This window comes from Marivita lacus, from assembly GCF_014637725.1.
Lineage (GTDB): Bacteria > Pseudomonadota > Alphaproteobacteria > Rhodobacterales > Rhodobacteraceae > Marivita > Marivita lacus.
On record NZ_BMFC01000020.1, the window covers coordinates 25,437 to 44,794 of the forward strand.

The 19,358-nt window shown below is 55.0% G+C and carries 18 protein-coding genes; 2 read left to right on the forward strand and 16 right to left on the reverse strand.

The features are described from left to right. Nucleotides 1–262: 262 nt before the first annotated feature. The 9 genes from IEV82_RS21365 to IEV82_RS21405 form a co-directional block, all read right to left on the reverse strand. The gene (locus tag IEV82_RS21365) at nt 263–2,116 is read right to left on the reverse strand and encodes a DUF2357 domain-containing protein (RefSeq protein ID WP_188484123.1); all 1,854 of its coding nucleotides are present in this window, start codon (nt 2,114–2,116) and stop codon (nt 263–265) included. Nucleotides 2,117–2,234: 118 nt separating this feature from the next. Next, on the reverse strand, nt 2,235–4,250 hold the full coding sequence (locus tag IEV82_RS21370; RefSeq protein WP_188484124.1) for an McrB family protein: 2,016 nt from the start codon (nt 4,248–4,250) through the stop codon (nt 2,235–2,237). After that, nucleotides 4,250–5,269, reverse strand: coding sequence for a DNA-methyltransferase (locus IEV82_RS21375; RefSeq protein ID WP_229747957.1), 1,020 nt, complete (start codon nt 5,267–5,269; stop codon nt 4,250–4,252). Before IEV82_RS21375 ends, IEV82_RS21370 begins: the two co-directional genes overlap by 1 nt. A gap of 91 nt (nt 5,270–5,360) precedes the next feature. After that, nucleotides 5,361–5,726, reverse strand: a complete 366-nt coding sequence (locus tag IEV82_RS21380; protein WP_188484125.1) for a HigA family addiction module antitoxin — start codon at nt 5,724–5,726, stop codon at nt 5,361–5,363. Nucleotides 5,727–5,893: 167 nt separating this feature from the next. Continuing rightward, nucleotides 5,894–6,544, reverse strand: a complete 651-nt coding sequence (locus IEV82_RS21385) for a hypothetical protein (protein ID WP_188484126.1) — start codon at nt 6,542–6,544, stop codon at nt 5,894–5,896. Continuing rightward, nucleotides 6,541–7,515 carry a helix-turn-helix domain-containing protein gene (locus IEV82_RS21390; protein WP_188484127.1) on the reverse strand — a complete coding sequence of 325 codons (975 nt, stop codon included), beginning with the start codon at nt 7,513–7,515 and terminating at the stop codon, nt 6,541–6,543. Before IEV82_RS21390 ends, IEV82_RS21385 begins: the two co-directional genes overlap by 4 nt. Continuing rightward, complete coding sequence (locus IEV82_RS21395) at nt 7,512–7,904, reverse strand: VRR-NUC domain-containing protein (protein ID WP_188484128.1); 393 nt, start codon at nt 7,902–7,904, stop codon at nt 7,512–7,514. Before IEV82_RS21395 ends, IEV82_RS21390 begins: the two co-directional genes overlap by 4 nt. Further along, the gene (locus IEV82_RS21400; protein ID WP_188484129.1) at nt 7,901–8,140 is read right to left on the reverse strand and encodes a hypothetical protein; all 240 of its coding nucleotides are present in this window, start codon (nt 8,138–8,140) and stop codon (nt 7,901–7,903) included. Before IEV82_RS21400 ends, IEV82_RS21395 begins: the two co-directional genes overlap by 4 nt. Then, entirely contained in the window at nt 8,140–8,397 is a 258-nt protein-coding gene (locus IEV82_RS21405; protein WP_188484130.1) for a helix-turn-helix transcriptional regulator, read from the reverse strand. The genes IEV82_RS21400 and IEV82_RS21405 overlap by 1 nt, the downstream gene beginning before the upstream one ends. A 584-nt stretch (nt 8,398–8,981) precedes the next feature. Between IEV82_RS21405 and IEV82_RS21410 the strand changes: the two genes are divergently transcribed. Next, complete coding sequence (locus tag IEV82_RS21410) at nt 8,982–10,247, forward strand: tyrosine-type recombinase/integrase (RefSeq protein ID WP_188484131.1); 1,266 nt, start codon at nt 8,982–8,984, stop codon at nt 10,245–10,247. A 25-nt stretch (nt 10,248–10,272) separates the two neighbouring features. On the opposite strand, the gene IEV82_RS21415 is transcribed toward IEV82_RS21410, so the two are convergent. Next, nucleotides 10,273–10,872 (reverse strand): hypothetical protein, encoded by a 600-nt coding sequence (locus tag IEV82_RS21415; protein WP_188484132.1) that lies wholly within the window; start codon nt 10,870–10,872, stop codon nt 10,273–10,275. 498 nt (nt 10,873–11,370) lie between these two features. On the opposite strand from IEV82_RS21415, the gene IEV82_RS21420 reads away from it, so the two are divergent. After that, a complete protein-coding gene (locus IEV82_RS21420) occupies nt 11,371–14,502 on the forward strand; it encodes an SIR2 family NAD-dependent protein deacylase (RefSeq protein ID WP_188484133.1) in 3,132 nt (1,043 codons plus the stop codon). A 155-nt stretch (nt 14,503–14,657) separates the two neighbouring features. On the opposite strand, the gene IEV82_RS21425 is transcribed toward IEV82_RS21420, so the two are convergent. The 6 genes from IEV82_RS21425 to IEV82_RS21450 all read right to left on the reverse strand — a co-directional run bounded on the left by IEV82_RS21425 (nt 14,658) and on the right by IEV82_RS21450 (nt 19,145). Next, nucleotides 14,658–15,068 (reverse strand): hypothetical protein, encoded by a 411-nt coding sequence (locus IEV82_RS21425; protein WP_188484134.1) that lies wholly within the window; start codon nt 15,066–15,068, stop codon nt 14,658–14,660. A 184-nt stretch (nt 15,069–15,252) separates the two neighbouring features. Further along, entirely contained in the window at nt 15,253–15,408 is a 156-nt protein-coding gene (locus tag IEV82_RS21430; RefSeq protein WP_229747958.1) for a rhomboid family intramembrane serine protease, read from the reverse strand. Between the two features lie 438 nt (nt 15,409–15,846). Further along, nucleotides 15,847–16,491 carry a YqiA/YcfP family alpha/beta fold hydrolase gene (locus IEV82_RS21435; protein WP_188484135.1) on the reverse strand — a complete coding sequence of 215 codons (645 nt, stop codon included), beginning with the start codon at nt 16,489–16,491 and terminating at the stop codon, nt 15,847–15,849. After that, nucleotides 16,481–17,125, reverse strand: coding sequence for a hypothetical protein (locus IEV82_RS21440; RefSeq protein WP_188484136.1), 645 nt, complete (start codon nt 17,123–17,125; stop codon nt 16,481–16,483). The genes IEV82_RS21435 and IEV82_RS21440 overlap by 11 nt, the downstream gene beginning before the upstream one ends. 194 nt (nt 17,126–17,319) lie before the next feature. Then, a complete protein-coding gene (locus IEV82_RS21445) occupies nt 17,320–17,547 on the reverse strand; it encodes a hypothetical protein (protein ID WP_188484137.1) in 228 nt (75 codons plus the stop codon). A gap of 62 nt (nt 17,548–17,609) precedes the next feature. Beyond that, on the reverse strand, nt 17,610–19,145 hold the full coding sequence (locus tag IEV82_RS21450; RefSeq protein WP_229747959.1) for an ADP-ribosylglycohydrolase family protein: 1,536 nt from the start codon (nt 19,143–19,145) through the stop codon (nt 17,610–17,612). Between the last annotated feature and the right edge of the window lie 213 nt (nt 19,146–19,358).

The following is a 19,358-nucleotide window of genomic DNA, read 5'->3' on the forward strand; positions in this document are numbered from 1 at the left end:
CAGGCTTCGGAGGTTCAGCGTAACATACTGAAATGGCGTGGCTTTGTTTTGCGATGCTGCCGAGGTGGCTTCTGGGTGGCTTCCCCGGTGAAAAGGCCAGTCGCTAGCGAAATGCCGCGCTGCGCCCCCCCGCATACGTTCGGAGCCGGGGAGGAACCATGCCGAAGGGGGACAGTGGGCTGCTGCCAGCGCGCGATGGTCTTGAGGTTAAACTCTACTTTGCCTCGTACTTGCCTACACATACATCGTCCGTCGAAATCAGCTAGAACAAGCCAACCTCATCTTTGTACGGATTTCCCTTATACACTTCATCCAGAACTCCTCGGAGGAATTCTCTAATGAGCGGTCTTTGGACTTCATCGCGCCCCGGACATAGATCAAAGGCTCCGACACCTGGGAAGAGATACTCCGGCGCCCCATTGAACGCAGACGGATGACGAACAAACAGGTTCTGCCGTTTGCCTGAAAATCTTATCGATGCGCCATCTCCTGGGAATAGTATGTACGAGCCTCTGCTACTCAGAATGCCGTCACGATAGGTGTGCATCTTGAAAAGATCATCACGGCGGTGGAAACGAGCCAGTTCCTTCTCGTAGTCCGTATCTTCTGTCTCTTCACTTCCATAATTACCACTTTCAAATGGTTGAGCCAAATCAACAGTTTCCAGACGATATTTGGCATCAAAATGTAGCCAGTGTCTTTGCACATGGATACCTTCTTCAACCATAATTTCGATGCTGTAGTCTGGATCAAATTTAGCTGTATAGCTTCCATGCCAGTCAGATAGATTATGGGAAGGACGGGGGAATAGTCTGTTGTAAAAAAGATTCATTTTCAGGCAGCGAGTTCCATCGTGCCGATAAAGATAACTTACGCGGCTACGTTTCCCTCGAAGCAAGCGCAACTGTAAGCCGCCATCTGTTACGTCGATCAATGATCCATCACTTGGAAGCTCTGTCTCGGCCAGCTCAGAAAGAGTGCGTCGAAGAATAAAGAAACACCAATATTCATATAGTTCACTAACTGGACGAATGTCGCCAATTAAACCGTCTGCCAACTTTTCAGCCTGCTTCCACGGAAGTTCTAGGCTCATCCGTAAAGACAGGTCCAGTTTGAGAATTTCTCGATAGCCTCGTTTTTTTTGTAGAACCTGAGAATTAGAGGGGAAATTTCTGAAGGCACCAATTCGGCGCCAGTGACTGGACGACAGCTCATCTTCTAGAACATTAATCCACTGCTCCACTTCGCGCAAAGATGCATTTCGGCGGTCGCGTGCAAGACTAACTAACAATCGTTGAGCTATGAGCCGAAGTTCCTCAAGGAAAAATTTTACATACCGATTTTCGGCAGTATCTGATGTCTCACGCGTTTCAATTACTGGGAATTCTCTAGGGCTATAGCCCCTAAAAATGTTAGCTAGTGGCCCGCCTTTTGAGACGGCAGAAGCATCAAATTCCTCAATGAAAGTGAGTATATCTGGCTCGTGTACAGAGCCTATTTCCTCTGTTGCTCTCCAGTGATCCAGCCGTGAATGAAAGGACCGTTTTATCTCCTCCAGTGCAACAGGAAGGTTTTTCTCTGCCATCGTATTACGCAGCTGGAAGAGTAATGCCGCTTCCGTGTTCGGCGTGACTTCCGATAGATTAAAAGAGGCACTGACCGGGCTGTCATATTGAAGTAAGAGTTCAGATAATTCTTCGGCTACCTCGTCAAGTAATTTTCGAAATTCATCAAGATAGCCAATTTTTCGACAAACGACTTCGGCAACCAAAGACACTTCGTTGTCCAAGCTTAAATCGATGATGCCAGCATGGCTCCTTAGGCGCAAAATACCTGAAATTGTAGTGCTGCCATCTTCGTTTGTCCGCCAACGGCGGGGAGGATCACTTCTAAAAACTGTCGCCAGACGCTCTTTAAATGGCCAGCTTTTAGGGTGCGGTGCGCCTCGTATTAGCTCGGCCACTGTTTGAGGAAGCGTAACATCAACAAAATATTCTGTGTTCTCCCTTAGCTGGAACTGCTCAAAGAGAACCGGGGCGCTACCTCGCCAGCATATGGGTGGGATTCCACGAGTGGTATACTCGTCTGGTTCGACTTCCTCTTCTGCCAGTGTCATGAGCGGAACCTCCGGCAAGATAGTAATCTCTTTTCCACGGCCTTTCGACCACTCGATGTCGAGATGAGTTCGAGACCCCCATGAAAAACGGACCCGGTGAAGTGGTACAACCATTGCTTTAGCTAACGAACGATACGTAGCCAGACGAGTGCAGCCGGTCATGCATCGCGTCCAGCTTTAGCCTAGATAGCGGGAGCTGGTTGGCTTCGCTGAGCGCAAGTCGCCTCATCGGTTGTATCTCCACCTTCGTGCCGAGACCAAGGGTATAGCTTGCACTCGGGGTAGAATTTGAGTCGTGACCTGCGTAAAAGGCCGATAAAGCGCGGAGGCTGTCGCTCAAAGCACGTCGGTTGCCGTGAATCTTCGGTAAAACTTTTTGCAACAGGGCGTTATCGAGGCCATCATGCCAAGTTGACAGGATGGTAGCTTTATCTGTGCCATTGACTAGCTTTGCACTTATCCATTCGGTGATGTAAATGAAGACCTCCTTCGAGATTCTGTAGCCGAAAGAAAAGCCGACCGGCGAAATAAGATCGTAGGTACCGTCTAACGCCGCCACTGTTCCGGTGCGAACTGGTTCTAGCTCAGCCGCTGTAAAGCCGCTTTCCAACAGTTCATCAAGTATGGTAACCGGATTGCCCACCGCGTGTTTTTGCGTCTCGCGGGCCTCGATGCCTCTTTTCAGGGCAATGTCGCTCTGACCGATATTGATCGTTCCGCCTGGCTCCGTCCGAGTCGTTGCAAGGAGATATTCACTCGGACGCTCCGCATTCAGTTCGATGACATGCGCACGGTCCAGGACTTTCGGCGAGAACATATACGTGGTTTCATCGACGTTCACGGTACCAATGAAATACAGGTTTGGAGGCAAAATAAAATCTCGCCCTTCGGCTAGCATGGCGGTTGCAGAGGCAGCTTCACGGCTGCTTGGGTTCTCTGCCTTTAGGACTGCTGCAACGAGTTGCAGATCGTCTGAGCCTATGAGCGAAATTCCACTTTCAGCGCCAAGGATACCGGCTGCTTCCATGAGAGATAGGAACGGCGCAAAATAGCGCTCTACATGAGAGAGATTCATTTCGTCAAAAATCAGAAAATGAGGAATATCTGCTGCGTCTGGATGACTGGCGCGTAGGATCAAGCGAATGGTGTCGGTAATCTCGTAACTCTCGTGAGAGGACGTGCCATCGGCGAGCTTTCTTTCCTTACCAAAGGGTGTACGAAAGCCGAGGAGGCGTTTCGGCGATGTCCAGTCCGGCCCAACGGCGACAAGTTCAAAAATTGAACCTTCCGCTTCGCCCGAGTGGTGCCGCTGCAACCCCTCCGCAAGCTTTAGCGCCGCCCGGGATTTTCCCGTTCCTGAGGGCCCAGTCAAAATGGCGAAATTTTTAGCCGCCAGCGCAGTCACAAGCCTGAACGAAACCTCAGATAGGTTCTCTTCCTTAGTCTCGCCGACTGGCAACGCTTTCACTGGTAAGTAGTCTCGCGGGTCAGGCGCAGAAGGTAAAAAGGGGCCACCATCGCTTGTGGTGCTGGCGTCAATTGTATCCTCAAAGACAGCGACAATTTCTCCAGGTGTAAGCCCGGTCGCATTTACAAACTCATCACGTAACCGCTTTAGCCGATCGCTGTCTGTTGCAGTGCCGGATAGCACTGCATCGAGCTCTCGACCTCGCCAGAACCAGATAGCCACCTCCGTTAGATTTGGCAAAGGTTTGCGTTGATCAGTGGTGAGTGCTAGCTGCGATAGATGTTGGTTGTGATCAGCTGCGAGGCTCGCTTTGCGCGGTTTTTCGTTAGTAAGGTCGATCACAGAACGCCAGGGCGTTCCTGAAATAGTAGAGTTTGTACCATTCGACCTGTAACGAACTGGCCGAAAGCCAGCCTTCCCCGCTTCCATTACCGCGAAAGGATTGAAGTAGTGGTGGTCTTGATCGCCTAGGTTAGTTGCTCCGATCTCATCGAGTGCCTGAAGAAAAAGTGGCTCTGATTCAGCTATCGGAGCACTTGCTGCACCTTTCAGCACAAGCGTACGCTTTACGATGAGAAAATCAAATAGCGGAGTTCTCTTAGCGCGTGATTCACCAAGCTGCTTTATTGCCTTTTGAATTCGTAAGGCGGAAAGATACGTCGCCACTAATTTACCTCACCAGCAATCTTTTGAAGGTTGCTGACCATCATTTTGCAAAAGTCTTTCTTTATGTCAATTCCAATAGCTCTGAAGCCATGCTTTCTGGCAAAAACTAAACTTGTGCCACTCCCGCCAAATGGATCGAGTACTACACCATGCGGAGGAGTAGTTGCAAGGACAGGAATTTTTACAAGTTCCTCTGAAAAGCGCGCCTTGTGACCATTGCGCGTTCCACGTACGGGAGGTACCTCCCAAGTGTCCAATGGTGGTAGAACAGAACCAGACTCAGTAACCCTTCCAACAGACTCCTTGTTGAAATAATACCACCGTTCCTTCACAAAATGAAAGACATACTCATGCGAAATCGAGCAACGGTCACGAACTTGATCTGGTATCGGATTTGGTTTTAGCCAAACGTTGTCATTTCGGACGGACCATCCTTTGTCTTGCATCGCAATAGCGAAGCGATGTGGGATAAGCAGCAGCTGCTTTGGAACACACCACTTTCCATCCCCTTTCTTATCCTGTGGTCGAATGCCAAATCGGCGAGCATTCTGTTTTGCCTCACCGCTCTTGTGCTCCCCCTTGCCGCTCCAATAGGTGTCTCCAATATTGACCCACATGCTTCCATTTGACGCTAAGATGGGTTTACAGGCATCAAATACTGTGACTAGTTTTTCGATAAATTCCGAAGGATGCTCTTCAAGGCCTATTTGTCCATCCACCTCGTAGTCACGCTGCCCGTAAAAAGGGGGTGATGTAACAACGCAGTTCACCAGCATTTTGTGTTTGCTGAGTAGTGCCAAGGCCTCCCCAACATCCATGTTGAGAATAATTGTATGCTCATCGGAGTAATATGCTTTTTGCCGTAGTTCCGATGATAGAAATATTTCATCATCAACAACCTTTGGCTGCATTGCCATGTTTGCCTTTGTTTTTAGTTTTGCTTTCGCCTTTGAAGAGCTTGGAGTCCTGATGACACCAATACTGTTATCCGCGACTAATTTAATATTGGCATTCGCCATTGATTTTCCCCGTTCGGTCTAGCGCGGCATTTTTTCAAGTCGATGAATCTTCAATCATGGATTCTTCTTCTTGAGATGCCCATAGTTTTATTCATTCGCAGCTGCGAGAGAATTGCCAAGGCAATGGCAGTGCAAGTTGTTGTTCGCTCCCGATGCCAGTTTTTCGGATCGAAGCAACTCTTATTTCGCCAAAGCGTTTCTTCGCTTGTTGTATGTCATAATCGTTTTGCATTCGCATTAGTTCTTCGAAATTTGCACCAAGCGCTTTGTGCAGGCGAATCGCCATATCCGGGGACAGCGCCGCCTGCTCGTTTAGGAACCGGGATAGCGCCACCCTATGCACTCCTAGTGCTTCTGCGGCATCCTTTACGGAAAGCCCAAGGGGATCTATGACATTCTTTCGGACGAAGTGCCCAGGGTGGAGCGGACCGACCGAGTGATTTTCTAACTTTGCCATGATTGTGGTGCTGCGATGCTCCTTTGACCCTCGTAGGACACGTTAGTTAAGTCAGGGGACAGTGTAAAGTTACGCGCTACACAATGATTTTTTTCCTCCTAACAAAGGCATTTTGGTTCCTTCTGCTACGCGGTGAGAAGTGGTTTCCGCCGCGGACAGGAAGTACATCAACACCACGGCCGCACCTTCGGCATTGCCGCCGTCACTTCGACCTCCCGTAGCAACCCAGCCGACACCAACCCATCTCGCACCCAGTCCAGCGCCTGCCACCAGTCGTCATAGCCGCGCCGGGCGGATGCAATCTGCTCCGGATGCGGTCGCCAGGTGACCGGGCAGGCTTGAACCTCAACCGTGTACCATTTGCCTCGCGTCAGCACGCGCTCTGTGCCGACCACGACGGTAGTCGCCCGCTCGCCATGCTGATTGCGCTTGGTCTCCACCGGAACACAGCGTGGCACGACACCGGGCAACCAGTCTGGCGTCAGCCCGGCTCGGGCAAGTTCCGCCACACGGATCGCCATGCGGATGCCGCCGAGGCTGTCTGGCATTCCGGCGACGGTGGCGGCGATCACCTCTGCGTCCGGATGGGTGTAGCCGCCCATCTTGTGCTGGCCGCCATCCACTTTGCAGCCCAGCGCCGCGCGCTGCAGCAGGACATACTCGAGACCGAAGCCGAAACCTTCGTCTGATACGTCCTTGGGAGACGGCAGCTCCAGCTGAGCCTTCTCGACCCGGAACGCCCATTCCAGTGCCGCCTGCACGCCGAGTGCACGCTGTTTGCGCCCAGTGCGAGTGAGGAGAGGTCTCTGCAAGGTCATTGCACCACCCGCATCCGGAGACGTTCAGGGGTGACCAGCCCGCGTGAGAGCATCAACCCGCACATCGAGGCGCTGATCATGCCCTTGGGCAGATACTCGTTGGAGTTGACCTTGGCCGCGTAGAACGCCGCCAGTTCATCCGAGCTGGGTGGGGGACCCATATTGCGCTTGCGCCGCCGCGTGGACGTCGGACCCTTGTACTTTGCGATGACCGTCTGCGCGTCATGCCTGGCCGCCCGTTCCATGAACCGGTCCAAGGCCTTGGGCCCATCGGGCGGATTGGGGTGATCGCGCCGGGTCGCTGCAGCGATCTCGATGATCCGCTTCTGCGACAGCCCGAGGTCATCGATCCAGCGTCGAACGTGCACCTGTGCTGGCCAGCCTTGCCACCAGGCGGGCAGGGCGGCGTTGGCGGCAAAGCCCAGCGCTTTGAGCAGCTCTGCGAAGAACCGATCAAAATCGGCATCGCGCGCCTGCGCGTCCTCCTCCTCCTCCTCCTTTACTGGTTTCCTTAAGGGTTCTCTTACAAGGTTAGTCTCCGGATTCCGGAGATGGCTTTCGCCAAAATCCGGAGATGGCTTTGTCGGAAATCCGGAGATGGCTCCATGTCCGGAATCCGGAGTTGGATCATCGCTTTGTTCTTCCTCCGTTCCTGAAATCCCGTCTCTGGTTTCCGGAGTTGGCTCTTGTGGAAAACCATCCTCGAATCCCAGGATGTAGCGGGTTGCCTGGCGCTTGTGCGTACGCGGATCATGGGTGCGCACCCGGTGGATCAGCCCCAGCTCTTCCAGCTTTGTGAGATGGTCGTTCAGCGCCGAGACCGACATCTCCGCATCGTCCGCCAGCCGCGCTTGCGTCGGGAAGCAGCCAAAGTCGGGATTGTGCCTGTCGCACAGGAACCACAGCACGATCTTTGTGGCGGGTTTCAACCCTCGCTGCTGGATGGCCCAAACGGTTGCCTTGTGGCTCATGGTGCCATCCTCCGAGCTGGGCGAACCCGACTGGTGAAGCCATGATCCGCCAGTGCGCCCAGCGCATCGTCGACCGAGCGCACCAGCGCCCAGCCGAAGCCTTGTGCCTGCACCGCATCGCGGAAGGCCTCCTGCGCGGGACGCAGACGTCCTTTCGGAGCCTTCAGTTCGAGGAACAGTACACGGCCATCGCAGAGGACCATCAGATCGGCAAAGCCCGCATGAACGCCCATGCCGACCAGGATCGCCTGGCGCTTTGCACCGCGGGGCCCGGTCTCGGACACCTCATTGGCGCAATGGTGGATGATGGCCGTGCGGGGCAAGGCGAAGCGCAGGGCCTGGACGACGCTGCGCTGCAGATCAGCTTCGGGTGTGCCGCGGCGCGTCATTGCGCAACCCTCCCGTTGTCTTCGCGCTGGGCGCGCCGCACCGGGCGGCGTGCGTCGATCACCACCAGCAGCCGCTGCGCGTCTTCACGTTCGGTGGCGGTCTCTCCATGGTTGGCCAGAACGGTGCAGGCGAGCCGGATCAGGTGGTCTGAATGATGCGCGACATCGGCGATGACGACACGTGCTTCAGCCAAACGATCAGCGGGCCAGTCGGATTTGCGGGAGTGCTTGACCATCAGCGACGCCCTCCGGCACGGCGGCGGCGCGGGGTAGCCCTCTCCTGTTCCTCCAGCCAATCCTCGACGGCGGCGCGACGGTAATAGACCTTCCGCCCGGCGCGCACGCAGGGCGGCCCAAAGCGCTGGGCTTCCCAGCGGCGCAGGGTGTCGACCGACAGGCCGAGTTCCAGCGCAAGATCGAGGCGGCTGATCCAGCCGACCAGCAGCGTGCGGGGTTTGTCTTTCGGGTCTGGCATCGATCCGAGATGTGGCATCGGGGTCTCCCTGGTTTCTGAGCCCGATGACGGTGCATGTCAGGGGGCGTTTACAGAGAACAGTGAGCGCAGAGGCGAAGGGGTGGCGGCGAGGCGGAGGGTGGCGCAAAGGACGGCACCCTTGTGCCACCCTTTGTTTTATGGGTTTTCCGCGTCGGGCGGTGCGGAGCAGGGCTGGGCGAGATCTCCTGTCGCGAGCGCCAAGCAGTCGCCAAAGCTGCAAACAGATGCGAACACCCGGATTTACAGATGATTTACCGGCATTGGCGGGCAAAGAGGGGGTGGCATCCGGCACGGCACCCCTGCCACCCATTGATTTGCCTCGAAATTTACAGGATCGGCATGGTTTGCAGCTGGGATTCCCGCCTAGCGGACGCCGTTTCTGGCGGCGAGGAGGCAGACGGGCATTATCGCGCAAGCTGATAATCGGCGGGGCAGGCGCTGTAGCCCCAATAAAACAGGAGGTGGCATAAGAGTGGCGACCTTTACGCCACCCTGTGCCTTCCTGCCACCCAGCACCCCATGCTTGCCTTGATAGTGCGGCGAAACCACGCCTCATGTCGGATGCAAGAAGGATCCAGTGCATGCCCGAACGCATCAAGCTCACCGAAAAAGTGCTCCGCGAGGCTGAGCCCGCCTCTGGGCGCGATTACCAGATCTTCGACAGCGATGTGCGCGGCTTTGCCGTCTGCATCTATCGCGGGGGCGGCCGGGCCTTCACGCTCGATTACCGCAATGCCGGGCGGCAGCGCCGGATGACCTTCGGACGCTGGCCGGATTGGTCGGTGTCAGCGGCGCGGGAACGTGCGAAGGAATTGCGCCGCGAGGTCGACGCCGGGGGCGATCCGCTTGCCCAACGTCAGACCCGACGTGAGGCCCCTCGCGTCACGGACCTGATCGAACGCTACTGCGCCGAGCATCTGCCAAAGCTGTCTGATCACAATGCGGCCGACCAGCGATCCGCGCTGGCAAAACTGGTCGCACCTGCCTGGGGCCGGAAGCTGGTGACGGAAATCACTTCGACCGATGTGGACAACCTGCTGACCAGCATCGCCGCTGGCCGGGCCCGTCCTCATAAGGTCAAGCCCAACAACCGGGCGCGAAAACTCCAGCCCGCAAAACCCACACCGGTGCGCGCCAACCGCATCGGGGAAATACTGCGCAAGATGTTCACGCTGGCTGTCCAATGGGAGTGGTGCGAAACCAACCCCGCCCAGCGCTTCCACAGACGGATCGAAACCCCGCGCGAGCGGTTTCTGTCCAAAGACGAGATCGCCAACCTGGCCGCAGCACTTGATGCTGCGGAAGATCGCCGTGCCGCCGACATCATCCGCATGTGCATGCTGACCGGTGCCCGGCTGGGCGAGGTACGGCAGTCGCGGTTTGAACAGTTCAACCTCGAACACATGAGCTGGTCAAAGCCACCCGCAGCGACGAAACAGCGCCGCGTCCACCGCGTGCCGATTTCCGATGAGACCGCGGCCATCGTGCGCCAGCGCCAGCTTCTGGTGCCGCGCGGTACTCCGTGGCTCTTCCCCGGCGATGTGCCCGGCCAGCCGATTCAGGAGATGCGCCGGTTCTGGAGACAAATCCAGAAGACCTGCGGGCTGTCTGATGTGCGTATCCACGATTTGCGCCACACCTTTGCGTCGCTGCTGGTCAGTGGCGGTGCGTCACTGGAAATGATCGGCAAGCTGCTGGGGCACAGCCAGATGCAGACCACCCTGCGCTATGCCCACATGATGGACTCGCCCCTGCGCGCCGGTGTCGATGCCGTGGCCGATGCGTTCCGGCCGAAACCTCGGCTGGTCCACGACGCAGATGATCGCGGAAACGCCAGGTCTGCCTGACGCGGCCCAGCCTAGCCCCGATTCGTCACGCATCTTCCCGCTGCAGGGCTTGCCATATCGGGGTGATGCGCCGCCGGATGCTGCGGCTGTCGGGCATCTTTCTGCCGTCCGTTTGATCCGCGAACCATTCCTGCATCTCGGCGACCAATTCCGCTTGAGTCGCCGGAAAACCGTCATTGTGAATGCGTAGGATCAAGGCAACGTTCATCCCCTCCCAATCGTAGGGTGTCGATGCGCCAGGTCCCGTCGCTACGCGCCGAACCATGTCGTTTTCCTCCTCGAACGCATGCACTTCTTCGGCCAGGATCATCATGTCGGCGACTGCAACAAGGACTCCAGCAGGCGGTTCAGTGATCAGCAGCCAGTCCTGCCGGTCCGCTGGTTGAATGCGCCGCATGACGCTTTCAGAAGGTCCGGTGCCACACCGGCGGAATAGAGGTAGCAATTCCATAGGCGACAGCACGACCATGCCCGCAATGATTTCCTCGCCACAGAGCACAGCTGCGATCCCGGTCACAATGCGAAATCTGCCGGTATGGGCCCACCCCGCAATATCAGCGATGGTGCAGCCCCAGCGCGCTGAGACTTCGTAAAGGGTGAAAAATACGCGGGGCGGCAGGGCCATGATCGATCAATCCTCTTTTGGGCAGAGGACGAGCCGTATTCAAAACCGTCTGCTGCCTGCGCAGGGAAGCGCAGAGTAAGTATGATCGGGAACAGGGTCGCTTGGGCACCAAAGCGCCGCGGCCATGTCCTACATTTCGCCGATAGACCCGTTATGCTTTTGGTTGAGTTTCGCTCTCCCCATGCGTGCAAGCTGCAACGGCTTTTGATTCGGAGCAAGAGGGATCGTAAGTCCCTGCGTGTTAATGAAGAAAATTTGGGACGACTCAAAGTGCTGAGAGGTGACAGTCTGACAAGCTGACGCAGTTTTGGCGCAAACCTGACTTTCGCGGCAGGCCAAGGTCCTAGGTCTTCTGACAAAGCCGACATTGATCAGACAATACAACTGTGGCGGCTAGACTTGCAGAGCCAACGCTGTTTTCTGTACATGTAGCGGGCTTGGGCAGGAAGGTAATTAAACATATTTGTGTGAACTGCGCGGCATCACCTAGGGAATAGAATGGCTGAATCAAACACGCCAAAAATCAAACTGGAGTTGCCTCATGTCTTGACAGAGGCCGTAAAGGAAGGCCGCGCGGTGGTTGTCTTGGGCGCTGGCGCGTCGATGGAGTGTCGAAGCACCGACGGCCGACGCCCACCCAGTGCTGATGACCTGCGCGATCATCTGGCGACAAAATTTCTTGGGACCAAGAACGAAAAGCGCGACCTTGCGACGGTTGCAGAGATGTCTATCAACGCTGGAGCAGGAGAGCCGCAAGTTTTCGATGAGGTGGCGCGTGAGTTCAAGGATTACACGACCTCAAAGGCGCACGAAAAGTTGGGAGACTTCCGTTGGCGCGGACTCGCTACAACAAACTATGATCGCTTTATCGAGCAGGGCTATGTGCTAAACACAGCAGCCCTACAGACTTGCATTCCGTTCGTGAAGAACGAAGAGCCTTACGAGGATCGACTTCGGGATGAGAGAAACCCTGTTGCTCTCTTCAAGCTTCATGGTTGCCTCGATCACCGTCTCGATCGGGATGTTCCCCTCGTGCTTTCGAATGAACACTATGCGACTTATGAAAAGAGTAGAGACCTCCTCTTTAACCGCCTAAGGGATTGGGCCCAATCCTCGGTACTAATCTTTATTGGGTACCGCTTGGCCGATCCGCACATTCGTGATCTCATTTACAAGATCGATCCGACTCGTCGCCCGCGCTGGTACATGGTTTCACCTGGCGGCGATGAGCATGACGTCCGGTTCTGGGACAAAAAGGGTGTCGAGGTTCTCTCGACAACCTTCTCGGGATTTATGGATGCTCTAGACTCTTCGGTCCCACAGTTATTTCGTGTTCTGGCGCCACCCGTTGATACCGGGCAACGCCCTTATCTAAAGCACCTTAAGAACGGACATCCATCCGATCAGCTCATCGAGGCGCTCGAGCGCGACTTCGACTATGTTCATGCAGCAATGCCATTTGACGAAGTGTCGGCCGAAGGTTTCTACTCCGGCTACGACCATGGTTGGTCTGGAATCATCCGAAAATATGATTTTGCTCGCAAGCTTGGCGAAGAGTTGCTGTACGCAGCTGTTGATGTTGCTCCTGATAGCCCGGCTATCAGGATGTTCGTACTGGAAGGTGCGGCGGGCTCGGGCAAGACTATCGCGCTTCGTCGTGCGGCATTCGATGCCGCCACTGCTCTCGACCAGTTTGTACTGTGGCTTAAGCCCAACGGTATCCTGAGAGCTGAAATCATTGAAGAGCTTTGGGCGCTGAGCGGCTTGCGTCTTATGGTCTATGTCGATCACGTTTCGCTTCATTCTGAGGAGTTGGAAAGGGCACTGCACACCCTGAAGCGAAAGAACGTCCAAGTGACGGTCGTTCTGTCTGAACGTGAGGCAGAGTGGACTGCCTACTGCGGCGGCCTCGATGCCTTCCTGCCATCCACCTCGACACTAAGAAGGCTCAATGGGCGCGAGGTAGAGGATTTGGTCGATCTTCTCGCACGCCACCGATGCCTTGGACAGCTTACGAACCTAAACCGGGCTGAACAGATTGAGGCTTTCCTAAGCAAGGACCGCGCCGATCGACAGCTGCTTGTCGCGCTTCATGAGCTTACGCAGGGTAAACCCTTCGAGCAAATCATTCTCGATGAGTTCAACCGAGTTCTAGGAGACGCAGCCAAGAGTTTGTATCTAGATATTGCCACAATGCATCAATTCGGAGTAACGGCGCGTGCAGGGGCGATTTCGAGAATTAGTGGAATCCGATTTGATGACTTCAAATCCGAGTTTATTAAGCCACTGACCGATATTGTGCGAATCAGTGTTGACCGATTCACGGGTGATCATGGATACGAGACCCGACACTCCCACGTCGCCGAAATTGTTTTCCGCGCCGTCTGCGATTCCGATGAAGCTCGTTCAGTGCAACTTTCGAGGATTGTTGGTGGGCTGGATCCTGGGTACTCTTCAGACCGGCGCGTTCTCGAGAACATTTGCAAGGGGCGGAATATCGCACGGACCTTTGCCGTTGTTGAGCATGCGAGGAAGATTTTCGAAGTTGCCACGGCGGCATTGCCGGAGAGCGCCTTTCTATTTCAGCAGGCGGCACTTCTTGAAATGCAGCATTCGAAGGGTTCACTCGACTACGCAGAGGAATTGGCTCAGACCGCACGGACACTCGATCAGAACAATCATATCTATGTCCACACGCTTGCGGAGGTCTCACGACGAAAGGCAAATGCAGCGTCGTCTCAGGTAAGGGCTGAGCAGCTGAGGGCGCAATCGCGAAGATTTCTCAATGAGATTTTGACAAATGACCCCCGGAAATCTCTTACCTTCTGCAATCTCTTGATCGATGAGGTGATCGACCTCCTGCGTGCCCTTCCGGAAGACCCAAAGGAATACATGATCATCGAGTTCGATAGGAAAGTTGCACAGGCGAAGGAGCGCTTGGACAAGGCGCGGCGTGACTTTCCAGGAGAGGCAGAATTTCCCTCCTCGGAAGGAAGACTGTGGCAGCGCCTCGGCGATGAGGTCAGGGCAAAGCGAGTCTTGCAGCAAGCTACTGCCCTGAAGGCTCAGAATTCAGGCGTCTTCTTGCGCCTTGCCCAGGTTCAAGCCAGCGGAGGTGAACTCGAGAATTCCATCGAAGCTCTACGAGCAGGTTTGCAACGCTTTCCGTCTGACAAGCTATTGCATCTGGAACTTGCTCTCCGGTTGGTCGAACACAATCGATCCACCTCACCAGAGATTGAGGGCCACTTCGGGGCTAGCTATGGTGTTGGAGATCACGCGCTTGATGCAAGATTCTTCCATGCGTGCTATCTCTTTTGGGCTGGAAAGATTGAGGAATGTCGGAACCTCTTCGATGAGATCAGTACCCGCTCGAGCAGTGATTATCGGAAGCGTCCGAACCCAGAGGAGGGAGTCATCGATCAGTTTATCGCGCAGCAAACTGGGTCAGTGGCTTCCGTTAGAGATGACTATTTCTTTATTCAGTCAGGCTGCTATCCCAAGCAAATCTTTGCTCATATGACAGCATTGAGCGGGGTCGATATTTCAGACCTTACCTCAGGAAGACAGGTGAGATTTCGGGTCCGATTCAATCGTAGAGGGCCCGTAGCGAGTTCGGTTGTGGTGTGACCTCAGATCGTTGGGAATGCTGCGGTCGGGATGAGTGGCCGCTTCGCTGAGGCTGTGGTGCGGCACTGGCGCTCACCTTGATGGTCCGGTCAGGGCCGGCTTCGGCTGCTCCTACTAGTACTGTAGACTCTGAAGTTCGCAGTAGATTGCGACCATCAGAAGTTCTCGATCCCCAATGTTACTTTGATTTCCTTGGCACGTTCTGCTAAGCGAGAATTGGTTTGGTAGACACTGTGGATGAAGCCTTGAGCCCAGTCCAGTAGGTCATTTAGGCGCTCGGATGGATCTGGTCGGTAGGCCTTGTTGGCGTGGACAATGTTGTTCCTGATGGTTCTAAGTTCTCTGTAGCAATTCTCGAACACCGACTTCTCGTCGTCGAACTCGATATCCACGTAGCGGTAACCCTGGATCTTGCCATCGTAACGGCCGGGAATGCCAATCGCCTTTAGATCTTCAAACAAATTTCGTGGGACGTCGGGCGGCGCTTCGTGAAAATGTTTGATTGCCCCTTCGAACGCCATCTCGTTCAATACCAAGCTAATAATTTTGTGTTCTTGCTCGTGCATGCTGCCTGACCCCAACATGGGAAAACGATACTCGCGAGCGCTCAGCTAAGCAATTAATTTGTGAAGTGGTCAACCTTCGTGATCCGACCGAAGTTTCGAGCAGGGACGAATTGCTGCTCAAGGAAAACTGCTGCGTAGCATCGGCAAGGCTGCTGAAGGTCCGTAATGGGCCGAGTGTGCTGCTTCATTCCTGATTGACGCCGCCGAGGCGCGGAGCATGGACGTGTGTTCGTACAACGAATGCAGCAGCTGCGCCCGCGATTGCGCCGAACAGGTGGGCTTCCCAAGAGACGCCAGGTTGACCCGGCAGAACGCCCCAAAGAATTGAACCTAGCTGCAATGTGGTCGCCGAGCATGTTCTCTACAGGGGCTCTGGGCCGGAGCTGATTACGACCGGCGCAAATATCATCAGCTTACATCAACGCCACATCAACCTGCGACTGCGGGCTTAGTGCTGGTTTTGCTTTTGATTACGTACGAATGCTGATGTATGCAGGGACGAAGCTACGCTAAAACAAAGGCTTTTCGCTTAAGCGACTGGTTTTCATAAGTTATTGGAATCGTTCGGCTTTGGGCTCATAACCTGAAGGTCACAGGTTCAAATCCTGTCCCCGCAACCATAAATCCCCAACTTATCAAACTGTTAGTTCCCTAGTAAAACACTTGGGAATTGCGCGTCCAGTTTCTGGTCAACGCCAGGTCAACATTTGTCGTGTCCCCCCGCGCCCTTTTTCATAATCGTACCTGCATAGGTCACAGCACCAACTCGTAGTGCATGCTACGGCCTGCCCCGCCGTGGCGATCTAAAGAATGTCGAGCGGACTACGGCCGCCAACTCGTGCATGTGATCAAAGCGATGAGAGCCGTCTGGAAAGGTCACCACAGGCAACGTATCCCCAACGACTTCCAGCGTTACCTGCGGGTCGATGACTTTGTCGCCCATGTCGAGGGCAACAAACCCTTGGCCATCCGTTCGAAACGGCAGTGCGTTATAGGCCTCGACAGTCTCTTCTCGCAGGATGAATCGCGATCCATAGTGTGTTGAGCCCTCTCCAATATATTTTCTAAGTGAATGTGAAGGGGTAACAGCCGGGTTGATGGCTACATACGGTAAGCCAAGTTCAGTTCCGAGCCATGCGGCATAGAAACCACCCATGCTTGTGCCAACGACCAAGTAATCCTTACGTATGGCCATTGCTTTTTGAAATGATTCGAAAACCTTATGTGGTGGGAGCGTATAATCGACCGTGTTTCCGTCCACGATTGTAACGGCACTCAACGCGCGGATCTTGTCCTTGTTGCTGTCGAAGTGTGACGCGAACCCATGACAGTAGTAGATACGATCGACGTTTGCGTTTTGAATGAGTGGCTGAATACGGTCTGCGATGTCGTGGTGACTGCTTTTCGCCCCATCAATAACCATAGAGTTCCATCCAATCGTTCATCGCATTCTGGTGAAGAGCTTGATATTCAGTTTCAGACTGATTGGGCAGAAGGCGCCTGATTTGGCGAAAAAATTCTATGTCCTTGTTTCCCGCAACCTTCATGCTGAACAGTTCGCCCAAAATGCGAAACGCGATTATCTTCGGCTCTGTTCTGTCTTGTCCTTTACGAATGAACTTCGGGCCAGAGAGCATGTCGTCGATCATTTGGTCCAGATAATCGTTCGTCGGAAAGTTTTGTTGTGCTTGTTCTTTCCGACGTTCGCAATCACGCGTCTCGCGGGCACGATTTTCTATGATTTGACGCAGCTGCGCTTCTTCTCCCTGCTGAAGTTTTTCTCGGACCCACGCAAAGGTATCATCATTGCGCGCAACCCGTCCAACCTGCAAAGGTGCGAAGCCCAGCGCGGCGCGATACGCGTTCGTCTTTTTGATGTATTCAATCCCCATGGGATTTACGCCACGTAGGCGGTCCTTGGCTTCAGAGGCGCTGTCGTAAATATGGTCATATTCTTCCACGAAGAGTGCCGTGTGCAATTCTCTCCCGAGGAGATCCATGGTTTCACCCTCCCGTCTGTCATCAGCTAATGCTCTGTTCTTTTCGTTACTAACCATGCCTCAATCCTTTTCTGCTGACCGCTTGCTATTCTTTTCGGCTTCACGGGCTTTGTACCGCTGACAATTTGGAATCGCTGAAATCAAGGGCATCGACGGCTGTGCGTCAATCCTGTGTTCTGGATGTGTGCAGCGGGCACCCAAGCCTATACCAATGGCCGAGTGAAAATAGCTGCAGCCCTTACAGTCTGCGATCAGCATTTTGGCTCCTGCGCTATGGGTACCTGCCGAAGTTCGAAGTGGTCGAAGCCGAAAGGGCCTTCCTGTTCGCGCGCCTTGTCGAGTGCGCGCAAGGCATGATCGTAAGTCATGGACTCGGAGACGATCGCGTGTTCCTCCAAGCTGTAGGTGTCGACATAGACCTGCACCCATTTCTTTGCGGTCCGCTGCTCTTCGTAGCGCGGTTTGCGTCCTTTGCTCATGCGTGTTGGGTCGCTCCTTTATCGGTTGAAAAATTTAGGTGCCGGATGACACAGCTCGTTGCTCATGTCCCAGGATAGGTTCGAGCCAATCTCCTGACGCCGTCATGTTCGCGTTCGAGTCGCAGGTAATCGCGCACCAAACGGCTGATGATGTCGGCGCATTCAATCACTGGGCCCCAACGATGCTGCAGAGCAGCTAGGGGATCGATCAGGCCCATCATGTTGCCTGCGATTGCCCCGGTCGAGTCGCTGTCGCCGCTATGCAGCACAGCGATCTGAAGCGCGTCGTCGAAAGTCGTTCCAGCAAGGCAGGCATAGAGGGCAATCGACAGCGCTTCCTCGGCGGTCCAGCCGCCACCCAAGCTTTCAACTGTCTCTGGGATGCCATCACGCCGGGCGTCCAGCGCCTTGCGGATTGCGCGCACGGTTTCATCACTGTTCTCGAGCCGCTCGTATTCCGTGGCCGTTCTAGACGCGGCTTCCTCTAGGTTGGCCCCGGTTGCTACATCGGCCAGAATTTCGGCCCAAGCTGCCGCGGCCAACTGGCCGGTCGGATGTCCGTGGGTCAAGGCAGAAGTCTCGATCGCGATGGAGCGCACCTGATCCCTCGGCATCATCAGCGCCACCGGTGCCACGCGCATGATCGTCCCGCAGCCCTTGCTGTCATTTTCTGCGAGCGCTCCAAAGTTGCGGCCTGCTCCAAGGGACGACAGACACGTCAAACCTGGAGCGCGACGCGCCCAAAGCCGCTGTTCGGATATCAAGCCCACTTCGTCAGTCTCAACTCGAGGCTTGCCGCCTTGTGTGCGATACCATCGCAGCAAGGCATGATGCACCACTGAGGGCGGATGGCAAATCCCCTTGAGCGAACCGCGAACATGTGCCCTGATCAGTCCTTCTGCTGTAAACAGCGTCATTTGTGTGTCGTCCGTGATCGCGCCGCGCAGGCCCTGGTGCGGTGGAAGGTCTAACATCCCGTCCGGGAATTTGCGCCTGATCGCGTCGAGTGACAGGAACTCGATTTCGGCACCAAGACTGTCCCCAAAAGCGCCACCGATAAGGCTTGAATGAAGCCGAATGCCTGATAATCCGTCATGGCGGCTGCGATGGCTCACCCAGCGTTCCTGTTCCGCAGTTTCAATTGCACCTGGACGAACGGCGCGAACGTCGCTGATCGCTTGAGGGGCTGACCACCCGCGTTCGATGAGAATCAAGGCAGCAATCGTTCCGGCTCTGCCCAGGCCACCGCGACAATGGACAAGGACGCGGCCGCCACGCTCCAATGTGGCGTGCAACCGCGCGGAAAGCGCGGCCCATGTACCCATGGCGTCATCCGTGGGGGTGTCCAGATCTCGAATTGGAAAGTGGACCCATTCGATGCCGCGCGCCTTGAGCGCTGCGCCCAGCTTGGGCACCCCCAGCATCTCGAACTCGTGGTCTTCGATCAGGCTCAAGACGATGTTGGCACGCCATGCCTTTATCACGTCCAAGTCGAGATCGAGGTCGCGATCCCATGGCGCACCAAAGACACTGTCACCTTTCTTGCCTGGGCAAAACGTGATTCCAATGCTCCCGTTGCCGACGGGCAGGTCATCCACGCGCAAGGGGTGCGAAATACTCGTTCGGGCCAATGGATCATCCTTTTATTTTTGATTCTTCCAAATGCTACATCGCGCATACGTCACTTCCGGACGTGTGGTTCGGTTTGGAGGGTTGTAATCAGCTTCTATCCAAGAAAAAATGCTATTTAGAAAGAACTTAGCGGTCGATGACTCGTTTCGACGAACTTTCAGAAATCTTGACTGCAGAGG